This window comes from Streptomyces sp. ISL-87, assembly GCF_018614095.1.
In the GTDB taxonomy this organism is placed as follows: Bacteria; Actinomycetota; Actinomycetes; order Streptomycetales; family Streptomycetaceae; genus Streptomyces.
This window is the reverse complement of record NZ_JAGGOY010000036.1, coordinates 60,831-77,257: the sequence shown is the minus strand read 5'-3', so window position 1 is coordinate 77,257 and position 16,427 is coordinate 60,831. Positions and strand designations below refer to the sequence as shown.

The 16,427-nt window shown below is 70.0% G+C and carries 17 protein-coding genes and 1 tRNA gene; 7 read left to right on the top strand and 11 right to left on the bottom strand.

Annotated elements, in window-relative coordinates; all coding sequences use genetic code 11:
• Nucleotides 1-295: 295 nt before the first annotated feature.
• Nucleotides 296-766, bottom strand: a complete 471-nt coding sequence (locus J7I97_RS14125) for a RidA family protein (RefSeq protein WP_214934668.1) — start codon at nt 764-766, stop codon at nt 296-298.
• A complete protein-coding gene (locus J7I97_RS14120; RefSeq protein ID WP_007264966.1) occupies nt 763-924 on the bottom strand; it encodes a DUF4177 domain-containing protein in 162 nt (53 codons plus the stop codon). The genes J7I97_RS14125 and J7I97_RS14120 overlap by 4 nt, the downstream gene beginning before the upstream one ends.
• 72 nt (nt 925-996) lie before the next feature.
• Here J7I97_RS14120 and J7I97_RS14115 point away from each other — a divergent pair, with 72 nt between their 5' ends.
• Together J7I97_RS14115 and J7I97_RS14110 are read left to right on the top strand one after the other, a co-directional pair.
• Nucleotides 997-1,980 carry an ArsA-related P-loop ATPase gene (locus J7I97_RS14115; RefSeq protein WP_214934665.1) on the top strand — a complete coding sequence of 328 codons (984 nt, stop codon included), beginning with the start codon at nt 997-999 and terminating at the stop codon, nt 1,978-1,980.
• 62 nt (nt 1,981-2,042) lie between these two features.
• The gene (locus J7I97_RS14110) at nt 2,043-3,284 is read left to right on the top strand and encodes an ArsA family ATPase (protein ID WP_251058791.1); all 1,242 of its coding nucleotides are present in this window, start codon (nt 2,043-2,045) and stop codon (nt 3,282-3,284) included.
• An 80-nt stretch (nt 3,285-3,364) separates the two neighbouring features.
• Here J7I97_RS14110 and J7I97_RS14105 read toward each other — a convergent pair whose 3' ends face one another.
• Nucleotides 3,365-3,715, bottom strand: a complete 351-nt coding sequence (locus tag J7I97_RS14105; protein ID WP_214934658.1) for a WhiB family transcriptional regulator — start codon at nt 3,713-3,715, stop codon at nt 3,365-3,367.
• A gap of 385 nt (nt 3,716-4,100) precedes the next feature.
• Here J7I97_RS14105 and J7I97_RS14100 point away from each other — a divergent pair, with 385 nt between their 5' ends.
• On the top strand, nt 4,101-6,404 hold the full coding sequence (locus tag J7I97_RS14100; protein ID WP_214934654.1) for a transglycosylase domain-containing protein: 2,304 nt from the start codon (nt 4,101-4,103) through the stop codon (nt 6,402-6,404).
• A gap of 71 nt (nt 6,405-6,475) precedes the next feature.
• Here the strand turns inward: J7I97_RS14100 and J7I97_RS14095 are convergent, their stop codons facing one another.
• On the bottom strand, nt 6,476-6,937 hold the full coding sequence (locus J7I97_RS14095) for a GatB/YqeY domain-containing protein (protein ID WP_214934651.1): 462 nt from the start codon (nt 6,935-6,937) through the stop codon (nt 6,476-6,478).
• A 69-nt stretch (nt 6,938-7,006) separates the two neighbouring features.
• On the opposite strand from J7I97_RS14095, the gene J7I97_RS14090 reads away from it, so the two are divergent.
• A complete protein-coding gene (locus J7I97_RS14090; RefSeq protein ID WP_214934648.1) occupies nt 7,007-7,945 on the top strand; it encodes a metallophosphoesterase in 939 nt (312 codons plus the stop codon).
• A 100-nt stretch (nt 7,946-8,045) separates the two neighbouring features.
• Nucleotides 8,046-8,119 (top strand) — tRNA-Pro (locus tag J7I97_RS14085).
• 270 nt (nt 8,120-8,389) lie between these two features.
• Here the strand turns inward: J7I97_RS14085 and J7I97_RS14080 are convergent.
• The 5 genes from J7I97_RS14080 to J7I97_RS14060 all read right to left on the bottom strand — a co-directional run bounded on the left by J7I97_RS14080 (nt 8,390) and on the right by J7I97_RS14060 (nt 12,443).
• Entirely contained in the window at nt 8,390-9,526 is a 1,137-nt protein-coding gene (locus J7I97_RS14080) for a hypothetical protein (protein ID WP_214934645.1), read from the bottom strand.
• Nucleotides 9,523-9,831 (bottom strand): DNA-binding protein, encoded by a 309-nt coding sequence (locus tag J7I97_RS14075; RefSeq protein ID WP_308369139.1) that lies wholly within the window; start codon nt 9,829-9,831, stop codon nt 9,523-9,525. Before J7I97_RS14075 ends, J7I97_RS14080 begins: the two co-directional genes overlap by 4 nt.
• A complete protein-coding gene (locus J7I97_RS14070; RefSeq protein ID WP_214934643.1) occupies nt 9,828-10,568 on the bottom strand; it encodes a hypothetical protein in 741 nt (246 codons plus the stop codon). Before J7I97_RS14070 ends, J7I97_RS14075 begins: the two co-directional genes overlap by 4 nt.
• Nucleotides 10,569-10,815: 247 nt before the next feature.
• Nucleotides 10,816-11,664 carry a hypothetical protein gene (locus tag J7I97_RS14065; protein WP_214934640.1) on the bottom strand — a complete coding sequence of 283 codons (849 nt, stop codon included), beginning with the start codon at nt 11,662-11,664 and terminating at the stop codon, nt 10,816-10,818.
• A 134-nt stretch (nt 11,665-11,798) separates the two neighbouring features.
• The gene (locus J7I97_RS14060) at nt 11,799-12,443 is read right to left on the bottom strand and encodes a Crp/Fnr family transcriptional regulator (protein WP_214934637.1); all 645 of its coding nucleotides are present in this window, start codon (nt 12,441-12,443) and stop codon (nt 11,799-11,801) included.
• 599 nt (nt 12,444-13,042) lie between these two features.
• On the opposite strand from J7I97_RS14060, the gene J7I97_RS14055 reads away from it, so the two are divergent.
• Nucleotides 13,043-13,186: a hypothetical protein gene (locus J7I97_RS14055; protein WP_214934634.1), complete on the top strand. Its 144-nt coding sequence runs from the start codon at nt 13,043-13,045 to the stop codon at nt 13,184-13,186.
• A 33-nt stretch (nt 13,187-13,219) separates the two neighbouring features.
• On the opposite strand, the gene J7I97_RS14050 is transcribed toward J7I97_RS14055, so the two are convergent.
• Both J7I97_RS14050 and J7I97_RS14045 read right to left on the bottom strand, forming a co-directional pair.
• Nucleotides 13,220-13,828 carry a hypothetical protein gene (locus J7I97_RS14050; protein ID WP_214934632.1) on the bottom strand — a complete coding sequence of 203 codons (609 nt, stop codon included), beginning with the start codon at nt 13,826-13,828 and terminating at the stop codon, nt 13,220-13,222.
• Nucleotides 13,792-15,162, bottom strand: coding sequence for a molybdopterin-dependent oxidoreductase (locus tag J7I97_RS14045; RefSeq protein WP_214934629.1), 1,371 nt, complete (start codon nt 15,160-15,162; stop codon nt 13,792-13,794). Before J7I97_RS14045 ends, J7I97_RS14050 begins: the two co-directional genes overlap by 37 nt.
• Before the next feature lie 160 nt (nt 15,163-15,322).
• On the opposite strand from J7I97_RS14045, the gene J7I97_RS14040 reads away from it, so the two are divergent.
• Nucleotides 15,323-16,423, top strand: a complete 1,101-nt coding sequence (locus J7I97_RS14040) for a sulfite oxidase (protein WP_214934625.1) — start codon at nt 15,323-15,325, stop codon at nt 16,421-16,423.
• Nucleotides 16,424-16,427: the final 4 nt, after the last annotated feature.

The window sequence follows — 16,427 nt, the reverse complement described above, 5'->3', positions numbered from 1 at the left end:
CCGAGCCCAGCGGCGAAGCCGCCGACAGGCCCAGCGGCCAAGCCGCCAATCAGACCCAGCGGAGAAGCCGCCGACAGGCATGCGGCCAAGCCGCCAATGGGCCGATGCGGGGGGCTGTTCCCCCGCCCCGCCCCCTCCGCGGAACCGGACTCCGCCCGGGCCCGCGCGCGAACGCTGGCCGGGCCGGAGGATCCAGCCCCGCCGGCGTTCGAGGCGCGAGGGCCCAGGGGCAGCGCCCCGGCAGTGGCGGCGCGCCCGGTGGACCGGTCCGGCCCCTGCGAAGGTCAGGCGAAGGTCAGGCGCCCTCGACCAGCTCGACCTGGATCTCGACCTCGACCGGGGCGTCCAGCGGGAGGACCGCCACGCCGACCGCGCTGCGGGCGTGGACGCCCTTGTCGCCGAGGACCTCGCCCAGCAGCTCGCTCGCACCGTTCAGCACGCCCGGCTGGGCGGTGAAGTCAGGGGCCGAGGCGACGAAGCCGACGACCTTCACGACGCGGGCGATCTTGTCGAGGTCACCCACGACGGACTTCACCGCGGCCAGGGCGTTCAGCGCGCAGATCGCGGCCAGCTCCTTGGCCTGCTCCGCCGAGACCTCGGCGCCGACCTTGCCGGTGACCGGCATGCTGCCCTTGACCATCGGGAGCTGGCCCGCGGTGAACACGTACGCGCCCGACCGCACGGCCGGCTGGTACGCGGCCAGCGGCGGGACAACCTCCGGCAGGGTGAGGCCGAGCTCGGCCAGCTTCGCCTCTACGGCGCTCATGCCTTCTCCCGCTTGAGGTACGCCACGAGCTGCTCGGGGTTGTTCGGGCCGGGCACGACCTGGACGAGCTCCCAGCCGTCCTCGCCCCAGGTGTCCAGGATCTGCTTGGTGGCGTGGACCAGCAGCGGGACCGTCGCATATTCGAACTTCTTGGTCATGGGAGCGAGGGTAGTGCCTGTCGTGTGGGGCTCATGCGCGGCCCGAGGGACGACTCGTTAGGCTCGGTCGCTGTGAGCAGGCTCCAGGTGGTCAGCGGCAAGGGCGGCACCGGCAAGACCACGGTCGCCGCGGCACTCGCGCTCGCCCTCGCACGCGAGGGCAGGCGGACTCTTCTCGTGGAAGTCGAGGGGAGACAAGGGATCGCACAGCTCTTCGGGGCTGAGGCACTCCCGTACGAAGAGCGGAAGATCGCGGTCGCGCCCGGCGGGGGCGGCGAGGTCTACGCACTCGCCATCGACGCCGAACGGGCGCTCCTCGACTACCTCCAGATGTTCTACAAGCTCGGCTCGGCCGGCCGCGCACTCAAGAAGCTCGGCGCGATCGACTTCGCGACGACCATCGCGCCAGGGCTGCGGGACGTGCTCCTGACCGGCAAGGCGTGCGAGGCGGTGCGGCGCAAGGACAAGGCCGGCCGGTTCGCCTACGACCACGTGATCATGGACGCCCCGCCGACCGGGCGGATCACCCGCTTCCTCAACGTCAACGACGAGGTGGCCGGGCTCGCCCGGTTCGGGCCGATCCACAACCAGGCGCAGGCCGTCATGAAGGTGCTCAAGTCCCCTGAGACGGCCGTCCACCTGGTCACCCTGCTGGAGGAGATGCCCGTACAGGAGACCGCCGACGGGATCGCGGAGCTCCAGGAGGCCGGGCTGCCCGTGGGACGGGTCGTGGTCAACATGGTGCGGCCGCACCACCTCGACGAGGACGCCCTGCGCGCCGCGGCCGGCGAGCGCCGCGCCGAGGTGGCCCGGGCGCTGTCCCGGGCGGGCCTGGGCGGCGCGCGGCGCGGGGGCCTGGCGGAGCGGCTGGTGGACCCGCTGATCACGCAGGCCGCCGAGCACGCGAGCCGGGTGGAGCTGGAGCGCGCGCAGCGCACCGTACTGGAGGGGCTGGACGTGCCGACGTACGAACTCCCGCTGCTCGGCGCGGGGATGGACCTGGCCGGGCTGTACGAGCTGGCGACGGAACTGCGGAAGCAGGCGGGCGACGAATGACCGAGCGAGGCGTGACCGGAAGCGAGAGCGGGAGCAGGAGCGTGACCGGGAGCGGGAGCAGCATGGACACCCCGCCGCGGCTGGCGGTCGACCGGCTGCTGGACGACCCGAAGACCCGGATCATCGTGTGCTGCGGCGCGGGCGGGGTCGGTAAGACCACCACCGCCGCGGCCCTGGGCGTACGGGCGGCCGAGCGCGGGCGGAAGGTGGTGGTGCTCACCATCGACCCGGCGCGGCGGCTCGCCCAGTCCATGGGGATCGACTCGCTGGACAACACGCCCCGCAGGGTCAAGGGCGTGGACGGCGGCGAACTGCACGCCATGATGCTGGACATGAAGCGGACCTTCGACGAGATCGTCGAGGGCCACGCGGACGCCGAGCGGGCCCAGGCCATCCTCGCCAACCCCTTCTACCAGTCCCTGTCGGCCGGCTTCGCGGGCACGCAGGAGTACATGGCCATGGAGAAGCTGGGGCAGCTGCGGGCCAGGGACGACTGGGACCTGATCGTCGTGGACACGCCGCCGAGCCGGTCCGCGCTGGACTTCCTGGACGCGCCCAAGCGCCTCGGGTCCTTCCTGGACGGGAAGTTCATCCGCGTGCTGATGGCGCCGGCGAAGGTGGGCGGCTGGGCGGGGATGAAGTTCCTCAATGTCGGCATGTCGATGATGACCGGCACGCTGAGCAAGCTGATGGGCGCCTCGCTGCTGAAGGACGTACAGACCTTCGTGGCCGCGATGGACACCATGTTCGGCGGCTTCCGCACCCGCGCGGACGCGACCTTCCGCCTGCTGAAGGCCCCGGACACGGCTTTCCTCGTGGTCGCGGCGCCCGAGCCGGACGCCCTGCGCGAGGCGGCGTACTTCGTGGAGCGGCTGGCCGCGGAGGAGATGCCCCTGGCGGGGCTCGTACTGAACCGCGTACACGGCAGCGACGCGCACCAGCTGTCGGCGGAGCGGGCGTTGGCCGCCGCAGAGAATCTTGAGGAAGGCGGCATTGTCGATCAGGAGTCCGGGAAAGCTGGACTTCGTGATGGTGACGACGGTGACGCGAACGCCAACGTGAACGCCGACGCGGAAGCCGACGCGAACGCCGACGTGGACGAGATCACGGCAGGACTGCTGCGCCTGCACGCCGAACGGATGCAGGTGATCGCGCGCGAACAGCGCACACGCGATCGCTTCACCTCGCTGCACCCCGAGGTGGCGGTGGCCGAAGTGGCCGCCCTGCCCGGCGATGTACACGACCTCGCCGGGCTGCGGGCCATCGGAGAGCGCCTCGCGGCCGGGTTTCCGGCCGGAGCGTAGGCGTTCGTACGCAGGCCTCTGGATGCGGAGGCGTCCGTACGCGGGACCGCGCGGGGGCGGTCCGGGTCGATCTGGTCGATCTACCCGGCTGCCGCGTACGTCTCGTACGGAACGTCAACCTCCGCATCGACATCCACGGTGAGGATGCCCGTACTGCGCTCGTACTCCGTGCGTGCGGTCTCGAGCAGCCGTCGCCACGAGGTGACGGTGGGACGGCGGCGCAGCAGCGCGCGTCGTTCCCGCTCGGTCATTCCACCCCACACACCGAACTCGACACGATTGTCGAGCGCGTCGGCCAGACACTCGGTCCGCACCGGACATCCGGTACACACCGCCTTGGCCCTGTTCTGTGCCGCTCCTTGAACGAACAGTTCATCCGGATCGGTAGTGCGGCAGGCTGCCTGCGCACTCCAGTCGGTTACCCAGCCCATCCCGGCGCCGTCCTCTCCCGAATCGAGGCTCCCCCACGGCGGTAGCGGCATATTCACCGCTGCCAGTTGAGGACGTTACGGAAGGCGGGCACAGTGCAACACCCCCGACGGGCCCAATCTTGATGGCCCGAACGGACTATGGGTAAGCGGCAGATCACCCGACGGAGTGATCCGGCGACATGCCCGACCATTCCGGCAATCCGGGTGGAATGGTCGGCAGACCGTCAGAGTGAAGGGCGGGATTCGGACATCAGTCCACCCCATTCGGGAAGGGTGAAAATCAAGCCAAGGGGTTGATGTCGCACCGCACTGCTGTGACAGTTGGGGACAGCTTAGGCCAAGGCATTCGCGCGTGTCCGGCGAATGAGAACGTAGGCTGCCCTCTATGGCAAAGAAGCGCTCGGGCGGCGGGCTCACGGGGCCACAGCAGGCCGCCAAGTTCCTCGGGGTGTCCGTTCTCTCCGGAGTTGTGCTGGCCGGTATCGCGATCCCGGGCGCAGGCGCCCTGGGACTCGCGGCCAAGGGCACGGTCGAGGGATTCGATGAGATCCCGGCCAATCTCAAAACGCCGCCCCTGAGCCAGCGCACCACGATTCTCGACGCCGAGGGTGGCTTGATCGCCACGGTCTATTCACGTGACCGTCAGGTGGTCCCCCTGACGGCGATCTCCCCGTACATGCAGAAGGCGATCGTCGCGATCGAGGACTCGCGTTTCTACGAGCACGGCGCGGTCGACCTCAAGGGCATCCTGCGCGCGGTCAACCGCAACGCGCAGGAAGGCGGCGCCGCGCAGGGCGCGTCCACGCTTACCCAGCAGTACGTGAAGAACGTCTTCGTCGAGGAAGCCGGCGACGACGAGTCGAAGGTGCGCGAGGCGCAGGAGAAGAGCCTCGGCCGCAAGGTCCGCGAGCTGAAGTACTCGATCCAGGTCGAGGAGGAACTCGGGAAGAAGAAGATCCTCGAGAACTACCTCAACATCACGTACTTCGGTCAGCAGGCCTACGGAATCGAATCCGCGGCGCAGCGCTACTTCAGCAAGCCCGCCAAGGACCTGACCCTCGGGGAGTCGGCGATGCTCGCCGGCCTCGTGCAGTCGCCGAGCCGGTACGACCCGGTGAACGACGCCCAGGAGGCGATGAAGCGCCGCAACACCGTCCTCCAGCGGATGGTCGACGTGAAGGACATCTCGCAGGCGGAGGCCGACGAGGCGCAGGCCAAGCCGGTCCAGCTGAAGGTGACCAAGCCGAAGAACGGCTGCATCACGGCGGTCAAGGGCGCGGGCTTCTTCTGCGACTACGTGCGCAACTCGTTCCTGACCGACCCGGTGTTCGGCAAGACGCGCGAGGAGCGGGCGAAGGTCTGGAACCAGGGCGGTCTGACGGTGCGCACCACCTTGGACCCGCAGTCGCAGGGGGGCGCCAACGCCTCGATCAAGGAACACGTCTACCAGGAGGACAAGGTCGCGACCGCCGTGACCATGGTCCAGCCCGGCACCGGCCGGGTGCTGGCGATGGGCCAGTCGAAGCCGTACGGCTTCGGAAAGAACGAGACCCAGATCAACTACTCCGTGGACAAGCGGATGGGCGGATCCAACTTCGGCTTCCAGGTCGGTTCGACGTTCAAGCCGTTCATCGCGGCCGCCGCGCTGGAGCGGGGCCTGCCGGCGACGAAGGTGTACCAGGCGCCGAACAAGATGGAGTACCCGTCCCCGATCCCCCGCTGCGACGGCACGCAGTACCTCAACAGTGCCCGTAAGCCCGAGACGGCGGAGAACGAGACCGAGGACGAGATCGGCCCCTACGCGCTGAGGACCGCGATGGAGAAGTCGATCAACACGTACTTCGTCGAGATGATCAGCGAGATCGGCCTCTGCCCCGTGACGGAGATGACGCAGAAGCTGGGCGTGGTCCCCGCGAGCGGCACGAAGCTGCCCGAGTCGCCGTCCATCGCGCTCGGCTCCGCGGAACTGTCCCCGCTGACGATGGCCAACGCGTACGCCACCTTCGCCAACCGCGGCGTCTACTGCACGCCCGTCGCCATCGAGTCCATCACCGACTCGCACGGCAAGGCGCTCTCGGTGCCGAAGTCCAAGTGCGAGCGCGCCATGTCGGAAACGACGGCCGACACCATCAACACCCTGCTGCGCGGGGTGGTCGACTCCGGTACCGGTGAGCGGGCCGGCCTGACCGACCGCGACAGCGCGGGCAAGACCGGTACGACGGACTCCCGCCACAACGCCTGGTTCGTCGGCTACACCCCGAACATCTCCGCCGCCGTGTGGGTCGGCTCGGGCGGCGCGAAGAAGATCTCGATGGAGAACATCACCATCGGCGGGCAGTACTACCCCAAGGTCTTCGGTGGCGGTCTGCCCGGTCCGATCTGGAAGGACGCGGTCTCGGACGCGCTGGCCGGCCGGGAGGCGCCGTCCTTCACCACGGTGCCCATCGCCGACGCGGCGCTCCCGAGCGGCGGCGGCAAGCCCAGCCCGAACCCGAACAAGCCCGGGAAGCCCAGGCCGGGCGACGGCAAGCCCGGCGGACGCCCCGGCGGCACGACGACCGCCGGGACCACGGGCGGCACGGACGTCATCGGCGGCACGGGCGCGACGGGCGGAACCGGCACCCCGGACACCCCGTTCCCGGGCCTGCCGGTCGAGCCGGGCCGGATCGGCGGCCGCGACACCCAGTAGAAGCAGCGGACACAGGGGAGGCCCCAGCCGGATCCGGCTGGGGCCTCCCCTGTATGTGTCGTGTCGCTCGCTTACGAAAGCTGCTGCTTGACGACGGCGGCGACGCGGCCGCCCTCCGCCAGGCCGGCCACCTTCGGGTTCACGATCTTCATGACGGCACCCATGGCCCGCGGCCCCTCGGCACCCGCCGCCTTGGCCTCCTCGACCGCCTGCGCCACGATCGCGACGAGCTCGTCGTCGCTGAGCTGCTTGGGCAGGTACGTGTCGAGGAACGCGCCCTCCGCGGTCTCCCGCGCGGCCTGCTCGGCACGGCCGCCCTGGGCGAAGGCCTCCGCGGCCTCGCGACGCTTCTTCGCCTCCTTGGCAATCACCTTGAGGACCTCCTCGTCGGAGAGCACGCGTGCTTCCTTGCCCGCGACCTCCTCCTTGGTGATGGCGGCAAGGGTCAGTCGCAGCGTGGACGAGCTGAGCTCGTCGCGCGCCTTGATGGCGATGGTGAGGTCTTCCTGGAGCTTGGCCTTGAGCGTGGTCATGGACCTGATTCTGCCAGGTGCGGGGCCTGTGGCGCCCATTGGTTTTGCCGGTCTGCGACCATAGGGGCCATGCGTGCGCGTTACGGAGTACCTCTGAAGGTCACCGCCGGAATCGCGGCGGTGGGGGCCGCGGGTCTGGCCTATGCCGCCGGTTTCGAGGCGCGGTCATTCCGCCTGCGCCGGGTGACGGTGCCGGCTTTGCCCCAGGGGATGCGCCCGCTGCGCGTGCTCCAGGTCTCGGACATCCACATGGTCAGCGGCCAGCACAAGAAGCGCGCGTGGCTGCAGTCCCTGGCCGGCCTGCGCCCGGACTTCGTCGTGAACACCGGCGACAACCTCTCCGACACGGAGGGCGTGCCGGAGGTACTCGACGCGCTCGGGCCGCTGATGGAGTTCCCCGGCGTGTACGTCTTCGGCTCGAACGACTACTACGGGCCGAAGCTGCGCAACCCGGCGCGCTACCTCCTCGAAAAGGCCCAGGGCCGGCACGGGCTGAACGGCAACAAACCGGTCGTCGGCGCCGTCCACAACCCGTGGGAGGGGATGCGGGACGCCTTCGACGCGGCGGGCTGGCTGAACCTCACCAACACGCGGGCGCGCCTGAAGCTGGACGGGCTGGAGCTGGCCTTCACCGGCCTGGACGACCCGCACATCAAGCGGGACCGCTACGAGATGGTGGCGGGCGGCCCGGAGGCGGACGCGGACTTCTCGGTCGCCGTGGTGCACGCCCCGTACCTGCGCACGCTGGAGTCCTTCACGGCGGACGGCTACCCGCTGATCCTGGCGGGGCACACACACGGCGGGCAGCTGTGCATCCCCTTCTACGGGGCGCTCGTCACCAACTGCGACCTGGACACCGACCGGGTGAAGGGCCTCTCCACGCACGAGGCCGCCGGGAACCGCGCGTACCTCCACGTCTCGGCGGGCTGCGGCACCAACCGCTTCACCCCGGTCCGTTTCGCCTGCCCCCCGGAGGCGACCCTTCTGACACTGACCCCGAAGGCGTGACCGGCTCGCGGGCCTCCAGCGAAAACCGGATTTCGTCTCCGGCCAAGGGTCCGCTAAAGTAATCGATGTCGCCAGGGCAGCAAGACTGCAAGGCGGCGATCGGGGTGTAGCGCAGCTTGGCAGCGCGCTTCGTTCGGGACGAAGAGGTCGTGGGTTCAAATCCCGCCACCCCGACTTCGTAAGACCAGGTCAAGGGCTTGATCCGCATCGCGGGTCAGGCCCTTCCTGCGTTTACGGGCCTGTCTTGGGAGCCATCGGGGAGCCGACCTCGGAATGGGCTCCCACCTACTCCCGAAAACGTCCGCGATCTACTACAACGAACAGGCGGAGACCGACCCATCGAGGTGACCCATGTGGTCGTCCATGAGGACCTTCGCCGCGTAGAGGGCCGGACCGGATCAACGGCCCAGCCCTCTACTCCCTTCTCCGGTTCTGCCGTGCGACTCAGCCCTGCTCAGTGCGCGCCAAGTGCTCCCACTGCTCGAAGTAGGAGGCTGACCGGCGGAAGAGGCTCAGCGCCGCCCCGATCTCCCGTCCCGGGGCCCGCAAGGAACGGCTGAGCGAGGAGAAAGCCTTGAACATGGCCTCGAACAGGGTGATGGCCTCGACACCTTCCCGGACCGACGCTGACAGCCCTGTCAGCTGCTCCAGGAGATCGGCCGGGCCTTCCGTGGCATTGTCAGAAGCCTGCAAGGACATGCTCCGCTGAAAAGCGAGACCCGCCCGTACCGCGGCGTCGAGGGAACCCATCTTGTCCGCGAACCGCTGGGCACAACTCTTCAGGTCTGCGGCTGGCTCCTCGATCGCCCGCGCGAACTGGTGCAGGATCGCCTGCTGAGTGCTGGAGGGAGCATCGGGCTGCCAGAGTGTCGGGAGGAACTTCTCGGCGGCAGCGGTGATGCGCTGGAGGGCGACAGTGGCACCGTCCAAGTCCTCCGTCATCGCCTCCATCTGCTCCTCGACAACGGCCATGTGCTCCACGAGGCCGGGCGAGTCCTCATCTTCCTCGTCCTCCCCCAGGCGGGCCGGGGAGAACTGGCCGGTGGGCAGGCCACGGAGGATCCTGGCCGGCGTCAGCGGTTCGAAGGCACCACGAAGCACGGTCTCCAGGGCGGCTTCGAGCTTCTTCCGGGCATCGACCAGACCGCTTCGGGTGGTGGCCTGGAACTGGATGGTCCTGATCGGCGATATGTCGAACGGCAGCCGTCCGTGTTCGCCGATGTGGATGACCGGCTTGCCTGTGGCGTGGCGCAGCCCGAGCTCGTACATGACGTTGGGGTTGCCGCCGCCCACATCGGCGATGACGAGGTCGTCATGGAGCACGTGGCGGCAGATCTGGTCGGTAATCTCGCCCGCCTCGGCGATACCGTCCGAGCGGACCGGTGTGACCCCGTATCGGGAGCAGGCAGGCAGGACGACCTCTTCGAAGATCCGCAACGAGTGCTCGTAGGCCTCTCGTTCGGGGCTTCCCTGCTCTGCGTGCTCGTTGCCGATCGGGGTGATCACGAAGCACGACCAGGTGCGCGGGGGTTCTGGCAGGTCTTCGGTCGTGCGGACTGCGGCGGGCGTGACGGTGGTCATACGCGGTCCTCCGTTCGGGGACGGTCATCGCGGTGATTGGACGGATCGGCCAGGTCCTGCTCGAGTGGCACGGCGTACAGGGGCCTCTCCTCAATGCCGAGCGCGCGCAGGAGAAAGGCCGTCGGGATGCGGTAGCAGTGGCCGACCCTCAGGACGGGGCAGGGGAACCTGCCGAGACGGATGAGCTTGTAGGCAGTCGCGGAGCAGATTCCGAAGGCTCGAGCGGCCGTCCGCAGGTCGACGGAGAGCGGCAGGTCGAAGGCCTCTGAGAAAGACAGCGACCGTCGTGGTTCCCATGCGCTCACCGTCGTACTCCCACCGGGCGCAGAGACAGCGTGCCGATCGGCGGGCCCTCACCGGGCCTCCGAGCCCGGAACACGATGTCGCTCAGCCCCATCCGGTCCGCAAGGGCAGTGAGGCGGACCTCTTCGACCGCGCTGGACGACAGGGTGAAACGCAGCGGCGCGGAGAGGCCGTCCTCCCGGTCAAGGGGAGCCACGTAGAGGTCCCAACCTGCCTCGTCGGGCAGGTCCTCCTCAGCGGGCAGGTCCGCGGTCCGCGCCGCTGCGATCGCCGCGATATCGACGACGGGGACCTCGCGCAGCGCGCGGGCTCCATACGCCCAGAGCCGACGGCACGCCGTGTCCGCCATCACAGAGCCCAGCCGGGGGTCCTCCGGATCGGCGGCCGCCAGTGCTTCCAGGAACGCGGCCGCCGCCTCCGACTCGGCGTCCGCCGTGTCCAGGAAGAACCGGCGCACGGCGAACGCGACGGGGCCACGCAGCCTCGGCAGGGCCAGCCACAGCGCGAGCAGCGTCCAGCGGCCGGATACCTCCGCTTCTCCCTTCGCGGCACGGACGACCTCCCGCCACACTGCGACAGCCGCCTCCGCGAGCGGCTGCCGGATCAGGTCCCGGGCCGCCCACGGGGTCAGACATGCTGGTCCCCCGGCGAGGGGCGCGGTGATCAGGAGGGGGCTGCCGGCAGCAGCGGCTGCCGCGCCGATCTCCCGTTCCAGGGAGTTGAACAGGGTCATTCCCATGTGTCGTCGTCTCCTTTCGTCATGTGCGGGGGTAGGAAAAGCCGAACGGACAGGGAGGCGGTCCGACTCAGCGCGATGAGGGCCTCCAGCCAAAAATCGATTGGGCCGGACGGTGGGTGCTGCGCAACGGGGGCGGTCTGGGGCGGTGCCAGGCCGACGACGATGTGGAAGGTGTTCTGCGTGATGCCTCCGTTGACTTCGCCCTGGACGCCGATGCCGTGGCCGACCACTTGGTGCGGGAGCGTGGTCACCGGGGCGCATCGGCAGGAGGCGTGGCGCCTCGTCCCGTCTGTGGAGCCGGGCCGTTCTGGTAGCTCAGGCCACCCGAGACAGATCCCATGACCGCGACTCCGTGACCCACGTGCTGGGTTCCGGAGGTGGGTTTCGGGGCGACTTCCGGGGCTCCGTCGGGTGCAGGGGCAGCGCCGTCCGAGCGGCGCAGCCCGTCCCCCAGAAGGTCGCCGGAGGGGCTGGGTACGTAGAGCCAGGCCGGCTGCCGGAAAGCCTTGCCTGGTACGGCAGCCTCGACGCGGGTACAGCGGTCGGGGTGCAGGCCCGCGAAGCCGCTGAGGATCACGTCCTCGTAGACCCTCTGGGAGAAAACTGCCGCCAGCAACGTGGCCCCCGCGCTGGAACGGGCGAGGGCCTCCTTCACAGGCTCGGAGTCCAGAAGCCGGTGGGTGTCGTTGCGCGCCGTACCCTCGCCGTCGCCGGCGTGCCCGGCATCGGGGAGGGGGCCGACGTGCACGCTTGCACGGAGCCGGAGGCCGAAGCGGCTGTCGGCGCGTGCGTTGTGTTCGGCGAGAACGTCCTGCAGCCGGTTCATGAAGGGCCAGACGACGAAGGGCAGAAGAGCGGTGGGCACACCAAAGGCGATGCCGTCTCCGGTGTGGGTCGGAAACCGCTTGGTGCCTGTCAGTTCAGCGAGCCCGGCAGCACGCAAGGCCCGGTCGACGAGTTCCGGGATGCGGCGGCTGATATCGGGGTGTGCGAGGGCCGGGAGGCAGGTGAAGTCCTTGGCGTCGACGGCGAGGACACCGACGTATGGGTGCAACGTGCGGCTTTCGCCCCAGGGAACGAGGTGCGGTTCGGACACGGATGTCCTCCTGACGAGGGAAACGTCGGATCAGGCGCTGCTGCGACTGATCCGAGGATGCGCGGCGGCCGCCGCCCGCAAGCGGAAGAGTTTCCAGCAGGCGACCGGCTGCCTGTGCTTGCCCTCCGGTCCCCTCAGCGGACGCCGAACCCCGCGATCTCCTGGCGCAACACCCTCTCGTCCGCGATCGTGACGCGACAGCGACTACGGACGACGGCGCCGGCCTGCTCCAGGGGCTGTAGAGCCTTGTCCCTTAGAGTTCGGCCGGATACGTGGAAGAGTGCCGCCAGATGGTCTTGGTCCCAGCCCTCCAGGCGTCCGGAGGTCACTTCTCCGGCCACGGTCAGCAGGAACGCAGCCAGCTGACTCCGCAGAGGCAGGACACGCTCTTGTGCCCGCTTGAGATCCTCTCGATAAGTCCAGTCGAGCACTTGAGCGAGCAGCTGACCCGGCAGTCCAAGGCCGTTGAGGTAGTCCGTGAAAGCAGGAGCCGTGATCCGCACGGCGGTCGCATCCGTGACCGCCGTCACCCAGGCGCTCGTACGGCCGCCGCGGAGAGCCGACAGGTCACCCAGAACGCACGGCGGCTTGCGCCACGCAAGCTGCAGCTCCCGCCCGTCGGCTGTGGTGACGGTTGCGTTGACCAGTCCTTCAGTGAGGGCCAGGACGTAGCCCAGCTCCTCGTCTCCGGGGACTAGGACGTCACCCGAGCAGAATGCCTTCTCCTGCTTCGGGGCCAGCTCCAGCAGTCCGCGCCAGCGCGTGTCGTACAGCCACATGCCCGCTCCTCTCGGCGCGCGCAGGGCCGGTTGCCCTGCGCGGTCAAGAGAGTTGTATGGCTCGCGCTCCTCGCCGTGGACGCCATCTGGGGCCGATGCTCCCATCCCCCGGCGCGTGCTCCGGCGCACGATGGAGGTGGATAGTGGGCCCAATAGGGTCCGGGGTGTGTCCTCGGGCTCGATCGGTCAGGTCACGCGTCCGCTGGGTGTGAGCCCGAATCCTTCTGCACCCAGGTCATTCAGGTGTATTGCAAGGGATCACGGGCGTAACGACGTCGGCTATCGGGAGCCGGTCTGCTCCCCGAAGGCCCCCATGCCCCTCAGACCGTCCGAGGCCATGGTGCTGGCCGGGGGAACCGTCGTTTGGGGTGGTGAGGATCTTGGGTCGGCTCCTCGGGGACGAAGAAGTCGTGGGTTCAAATCCCGCCACCCCGATCTTCGTACGACCAGGTAAAGGGCTTGATCTACATCGCAGGTCAGGCCCTTCCTGCGTTTACGGGCCTGTCTTGGGAGACATCTGGGAGCCGACTCGAGGGGGTCGTCATGAGCGGGTCTCGTTCCGTTCGGAGCCGTGCGGCGAAGACGCGGACCGCACCCGGATGACCCTGCGCAACCGCGGCGAGCCGGCCGGCTTCGCGTCGGTCGCGGCGCCCGTCATGACCGCCGCCATGCGCCGCGCGCAGCGCAAGGACCTCGCGCAGCTCAAGGTCTTGCTGGAGCGGCGGTCCGCCGGCACGGGGTGATGGCCGGACCTTGCGGAGACCCGCCAGCGACCGTCACTTCGCGGCGCGGCGCGCTTGCCGCCGCTGCTCCCGTGCGGCCCGGCGCCGCGGGGCCGAGCCGTGCCACAGGCGTACGAGGAGGATCACCGCCGAGGCCCCGAACAGGGCGGCGGAGATCAGCAGCCAGCGTTCCAGGAACACCCCTGCAGGGAGCCCGGTGGCCAGGGTGAAGCCGCCGGCCTGGCGCAGGATCAGCGGCCACCAGACCAGGAGCAGAATCCCCGAGACGAAGGCCGGAACGCGGACGTAGTTGACGCTCGGCCTCGGAGGCGGCGTGGCCGTGGCCGTGCGCGTGCCCGCGTCCGCGTCCGTGCCCGTGTCCGTGTCCGTCCTCGTCCTCGTCCTCGTCCGGAACAGGGTCTGCGCGGCCCGGTCGGTCACCGCGTACAGCGGGAGCAGCACCAGGTCGTGCAGGAGCGCCGCCCCGACGAACCACAGGGCCACGCCCAGGGTGTCCCCCTTGAGCAGCCGCACGCCCGCGTAGGCGGCGAGCGCGAAGGAGGCGAGCACGAGCAGCAGGTGGAGGGGGGAGGCGCCGTAGCGGTGGCGGAAGGCGGTCGCGCTGATCACGCCGGCTCTCCGAAGGTGAGGCGGGTGACCCATTTGGTGTTGTTGACGCCGGGTGCGCCGGGAACGATGACGCGGGCCGGGTAGCCGTGGTCCGGGGACAGAACCGCTCCGTTGACGCGTACGGCCAGCAGCGAGCGGTGGTCACGGACCTGGTTGTCCCGCAGGACCACCGAGCTGAAGGACCCTCCCCGCTGCACGGATTCCACCAGCACCCGGGGAGTGTCCCTGCCCTGCCCCACGAGCGCGGCCAGATCGGTGAGCCGTACGCCGCTCCACAGCTGGTCGGGCGTCGACCAGCCCTCCACGCAGGCGATGGGCAGCGCGGCCTCGTACTGCTTCATGGCCAGCACTTCCTCCCGGGTCAGGACAACCTGGCGGCCGGCGCCGCGTACGGTCAGCCGCCAGGCGGGGCCGATGTCGCTCGCCCGGATGCCGACCGAGGCGGCGGTCTTGTTGATCTGGAAGCCGTTCGGCCCGGAGCCCGGCTCCTGACCGTGCGGGGCCAGCAGCGCCGTCTGCCGCCACCATCCGCCGATGCTCTGTCCGGCCGTCACCACCAGCAGGGCGAGCGAGCCCAGCCCGACCATGCCCACCGCCCCCCGGCGGGAGATGGTCGGCTCGGCCGGGCGGGGCGAGACCAGCCCGGCCGCCTCGTCGGAGCCGGCCTCGGGCTGGGCGTGTCCGGCGCGTACGGCACGGATCGCCCGCGGCAGCCGGAAGGTCACGTGCACCACGAAGGCGCCGATGAACACCCAAGCGCCGTAGAAGTGCAGGGTGTAGAAGGAGCCGGGGAAGATGTAGTGCAGCTGCACGTTGAGGATGCCGGTGACGAACTCGAACCCGGCGCCGCCCACCAGCAGGAGCAGGGACAGCCGCTCGATGCCGTGGCCGGCCGACCTCACGGGCGGCCACTCGAACAGCTTCGGAATGACCGACCAGAGCTTGGCCAGCAGCACGGGCACCAGCACGATTCCCAGGACGACGTGCACGCCCTGGGTGAGCCGGTAGAGCCAGTACGGCGAGGTGGGCCAGGCGAAGAGGTAGAAGCCGAGCCACCCCTTGTCGGGCGTCTGGTCGTTGAGCGCCGCCAGGTCCGGGTTGTACGCGATGTACGACAGCAGCCCCGTCACGAACAGGACCGTGATCCCCACCAGCAGGATCAGTCCGAACACGGCGGTCAGCCAGGGCCCCCGCAACGGGCTGCGCCAGAACCCGGGACGCGCCGGGCCCGGCGGAGGCCCGGCGGCGACGGCGGAATCCAGAGCCGTACGCAGCCGCGCCCCCCGCTTCGGCCGCGGCACGGCCTTCTTCCCCGCCGCCGCCGGCGTCGCGGCGCCAGGCGGCCGCTCCCCGTCACCCGCGCCCATCGGGACACCTCCCCGCATTCCGGCATTCCGGCATTCCGCACTCGACGGACATTGCCCACCGGGGAGAACATCCCGCATCGGGGCCCGGACCGGCCTTGTGACACGCGGGCGACGCGCCGTCCCGCAGGCGGCGGCGCTCGGCTCGGCACACCATGGGGAGATGGAGCGGCCTTCGCTGAGCGAGATCAGCACCCCGGCGCGGGTGGCCGGCGCAGGGGAGGGCGTCGGCCGGGACGAGCTGGCGCTGGCAGCGCGCAACCACGGACTGCCCCTGGAGGCGCTGCGCTACGAGGTCACGCCGGCCGGACTGCACTACGTACTGGTGCACTACGACATCCCCGCGGCGGAGGAGGACGGCTGGCGGGTGAGCGTCGGGGGGCGGGTGCGGACGCCGCTGGACCTCGGTCTGACGGACCTGCGGTCCCGGCCGGCCGTCACCCGGCGGGTCACCATGGAGTGCGCGGGCAACGGCCGGGCCCGGCTGTCCCCGCGGCCGGTCAGCCAGCCCTGGCTGGTCGAGGCGGTGGGGACCGCCGACTGGACCGGGGTACCGCTGCGGGACGTGCTCGCCGAGGCCGGGGTACGAACCGATGCGGTCGAGGCGGTGTTCACCGGCGCCGACCACGGCGTCGAACGCGGCGTCGAGCAGGACTACCGGCGCAGCCTGCCGCTGCCGGTCGACGCGGACGTGCTGATCGCCTACGCGATGAACGGCCGGCCCCTGCCGCCCCAGCACGGGTTTCCGCTGCGGCTGGTCGTCCCCGGCTGGTACGGCATGGCGCACGTGAAGTGGCTCAGGGAGATCACCCTGGTCAACGCCCCCTTCACCGGTTTCCAGCAGACGGTGGCCTACCGCTACCGGCAGAACCCCGAGGACCCCGGCACTCCGGTCACCCGGATCGCGCCGCGCGCCCTGCTGATCCCGCCGGGATTCCCCGACTTCATGTCCCGCACCCGCGTCGTGCGCCCCGGGCCCGTACCGCTGGAGGGGCGCGCCTGGTCCGGATACGGGCCGGTCGTGCGGGTGGAGGTGAGCACCGACGGCGGACTGAGCTGGGCCGACGCCGAGGTGGCGCCGCCGGGGCCGGACGCCGGGGCCTGGCAGGCGTGGCGGTCCGCCTGGACGGCGACTCCCGGCAGCCACACGCTGCTGGTCCGCGCCTCGGACGCCGACGGGCGCAGCCAGCCGCTCGAACAGCCCTGGAACCGGGGCGGCTTCGGGAACAACACCGTTCAGGAGGTGCCCGTGCTGTGCTGCTGAGCGG

Coding starts and splice junctions, on each gene's coding strand:
- J7I97_RS14125 (WP_214934668.1), bottom strand. CDS start 766: ATGAGCGCCGTAGAGGCGAAGCTGGCCGAGCTCGGCCTCACCCTGCCG.
- J7I97_RS14120 (WP_007264966.1), bottom strand. CDS start 924: ATGACCAAGAAGTTCGAATATGCGACGGTCCCGCTGCTGGTCCACGCC.
- J7I97_RS14110 (WP_251058791.1), top strand. CDS start 2,043: ATGGACACCCCGCCGCGGCTGGCGGTCGACCGGCTGCTGGACGACCCG.
- J7I97_RS14105 (WP_214934658.1), bottom strand. CDS start 3,715: ATGGGCTGGGTAACCGACTGGAGTGCGCAGGCAGCCTGCCGCACTACC.
- J7I97_RS14100 (WP_214934654.1), top strand. CDS start 4,101: ATGGCAAAGAAGCGCTCGGGCGGCGGGCTCACGGGGCCACAGCAGGCC.
- J7I97_RS14095 (WP_214934651.1), bottom strand. CDS start 6,937: ATGACCACGCTCAAGGCCAAGCTCCAGGAAGACCTCACCATCGCCATC.
- J7I97_RS14090 (WP_214934648.1), top strand. CDS start 7,007: ATGCGTGCGCGTTACGGAGTACCTCTGAAGGTCACCGCCGGAATCGCG.
- J7I97_RS14080 (WP_214934645.1), bottom strand. CDS start 9,526: ATGACCACCGTCACGCCCGCCGCAGTCCGCACGACCGAAGACCTGCCA.
- J7I97_RS14070 (WP_214934643.1), bottom strand. CDS start 10,568: ATGGGAATGACCCTGTTCAACTCCCTGGAACGGGAGATCGGCGCGGCA.
- J7I97_RS14060 (WP_214934637.1), bottom strand. CDS start 12,443: ATGTGGCTGTACGACACGCGCTGGCGCGGACTGCTGGAGCTGGCCCCG.
- J7I97_RS14055 (WP_214934634.1), top strand. CDS start 13,043: ATGACCCTGCGCAACCGCGGCGAGCCGGCCGGCTTCGCGTCGGTCGCG.
- J7I97_RS14050 (WP_214934632.1), bottom strand. CDS start 13,828: ATGGGTCACCCGCCTCACCTTCGGAGAGCCGGCGTGATCAGCGCGACC.
- J7I97_RS14045 (WP_214934629.1), bottom strand. CDS start 15,162: ATGGGCGCGGGTGACGGGGAGCGGCCGCCTGGCGCCGCGACGCCGGCG.
- J7I97_RS14040 (WP_214934625.1), top strand. CDS start 15,323: ATGGAGCGGCCTTCGCTGAGCGAGATCAGCACCCCGGCGCGGGTGGCC.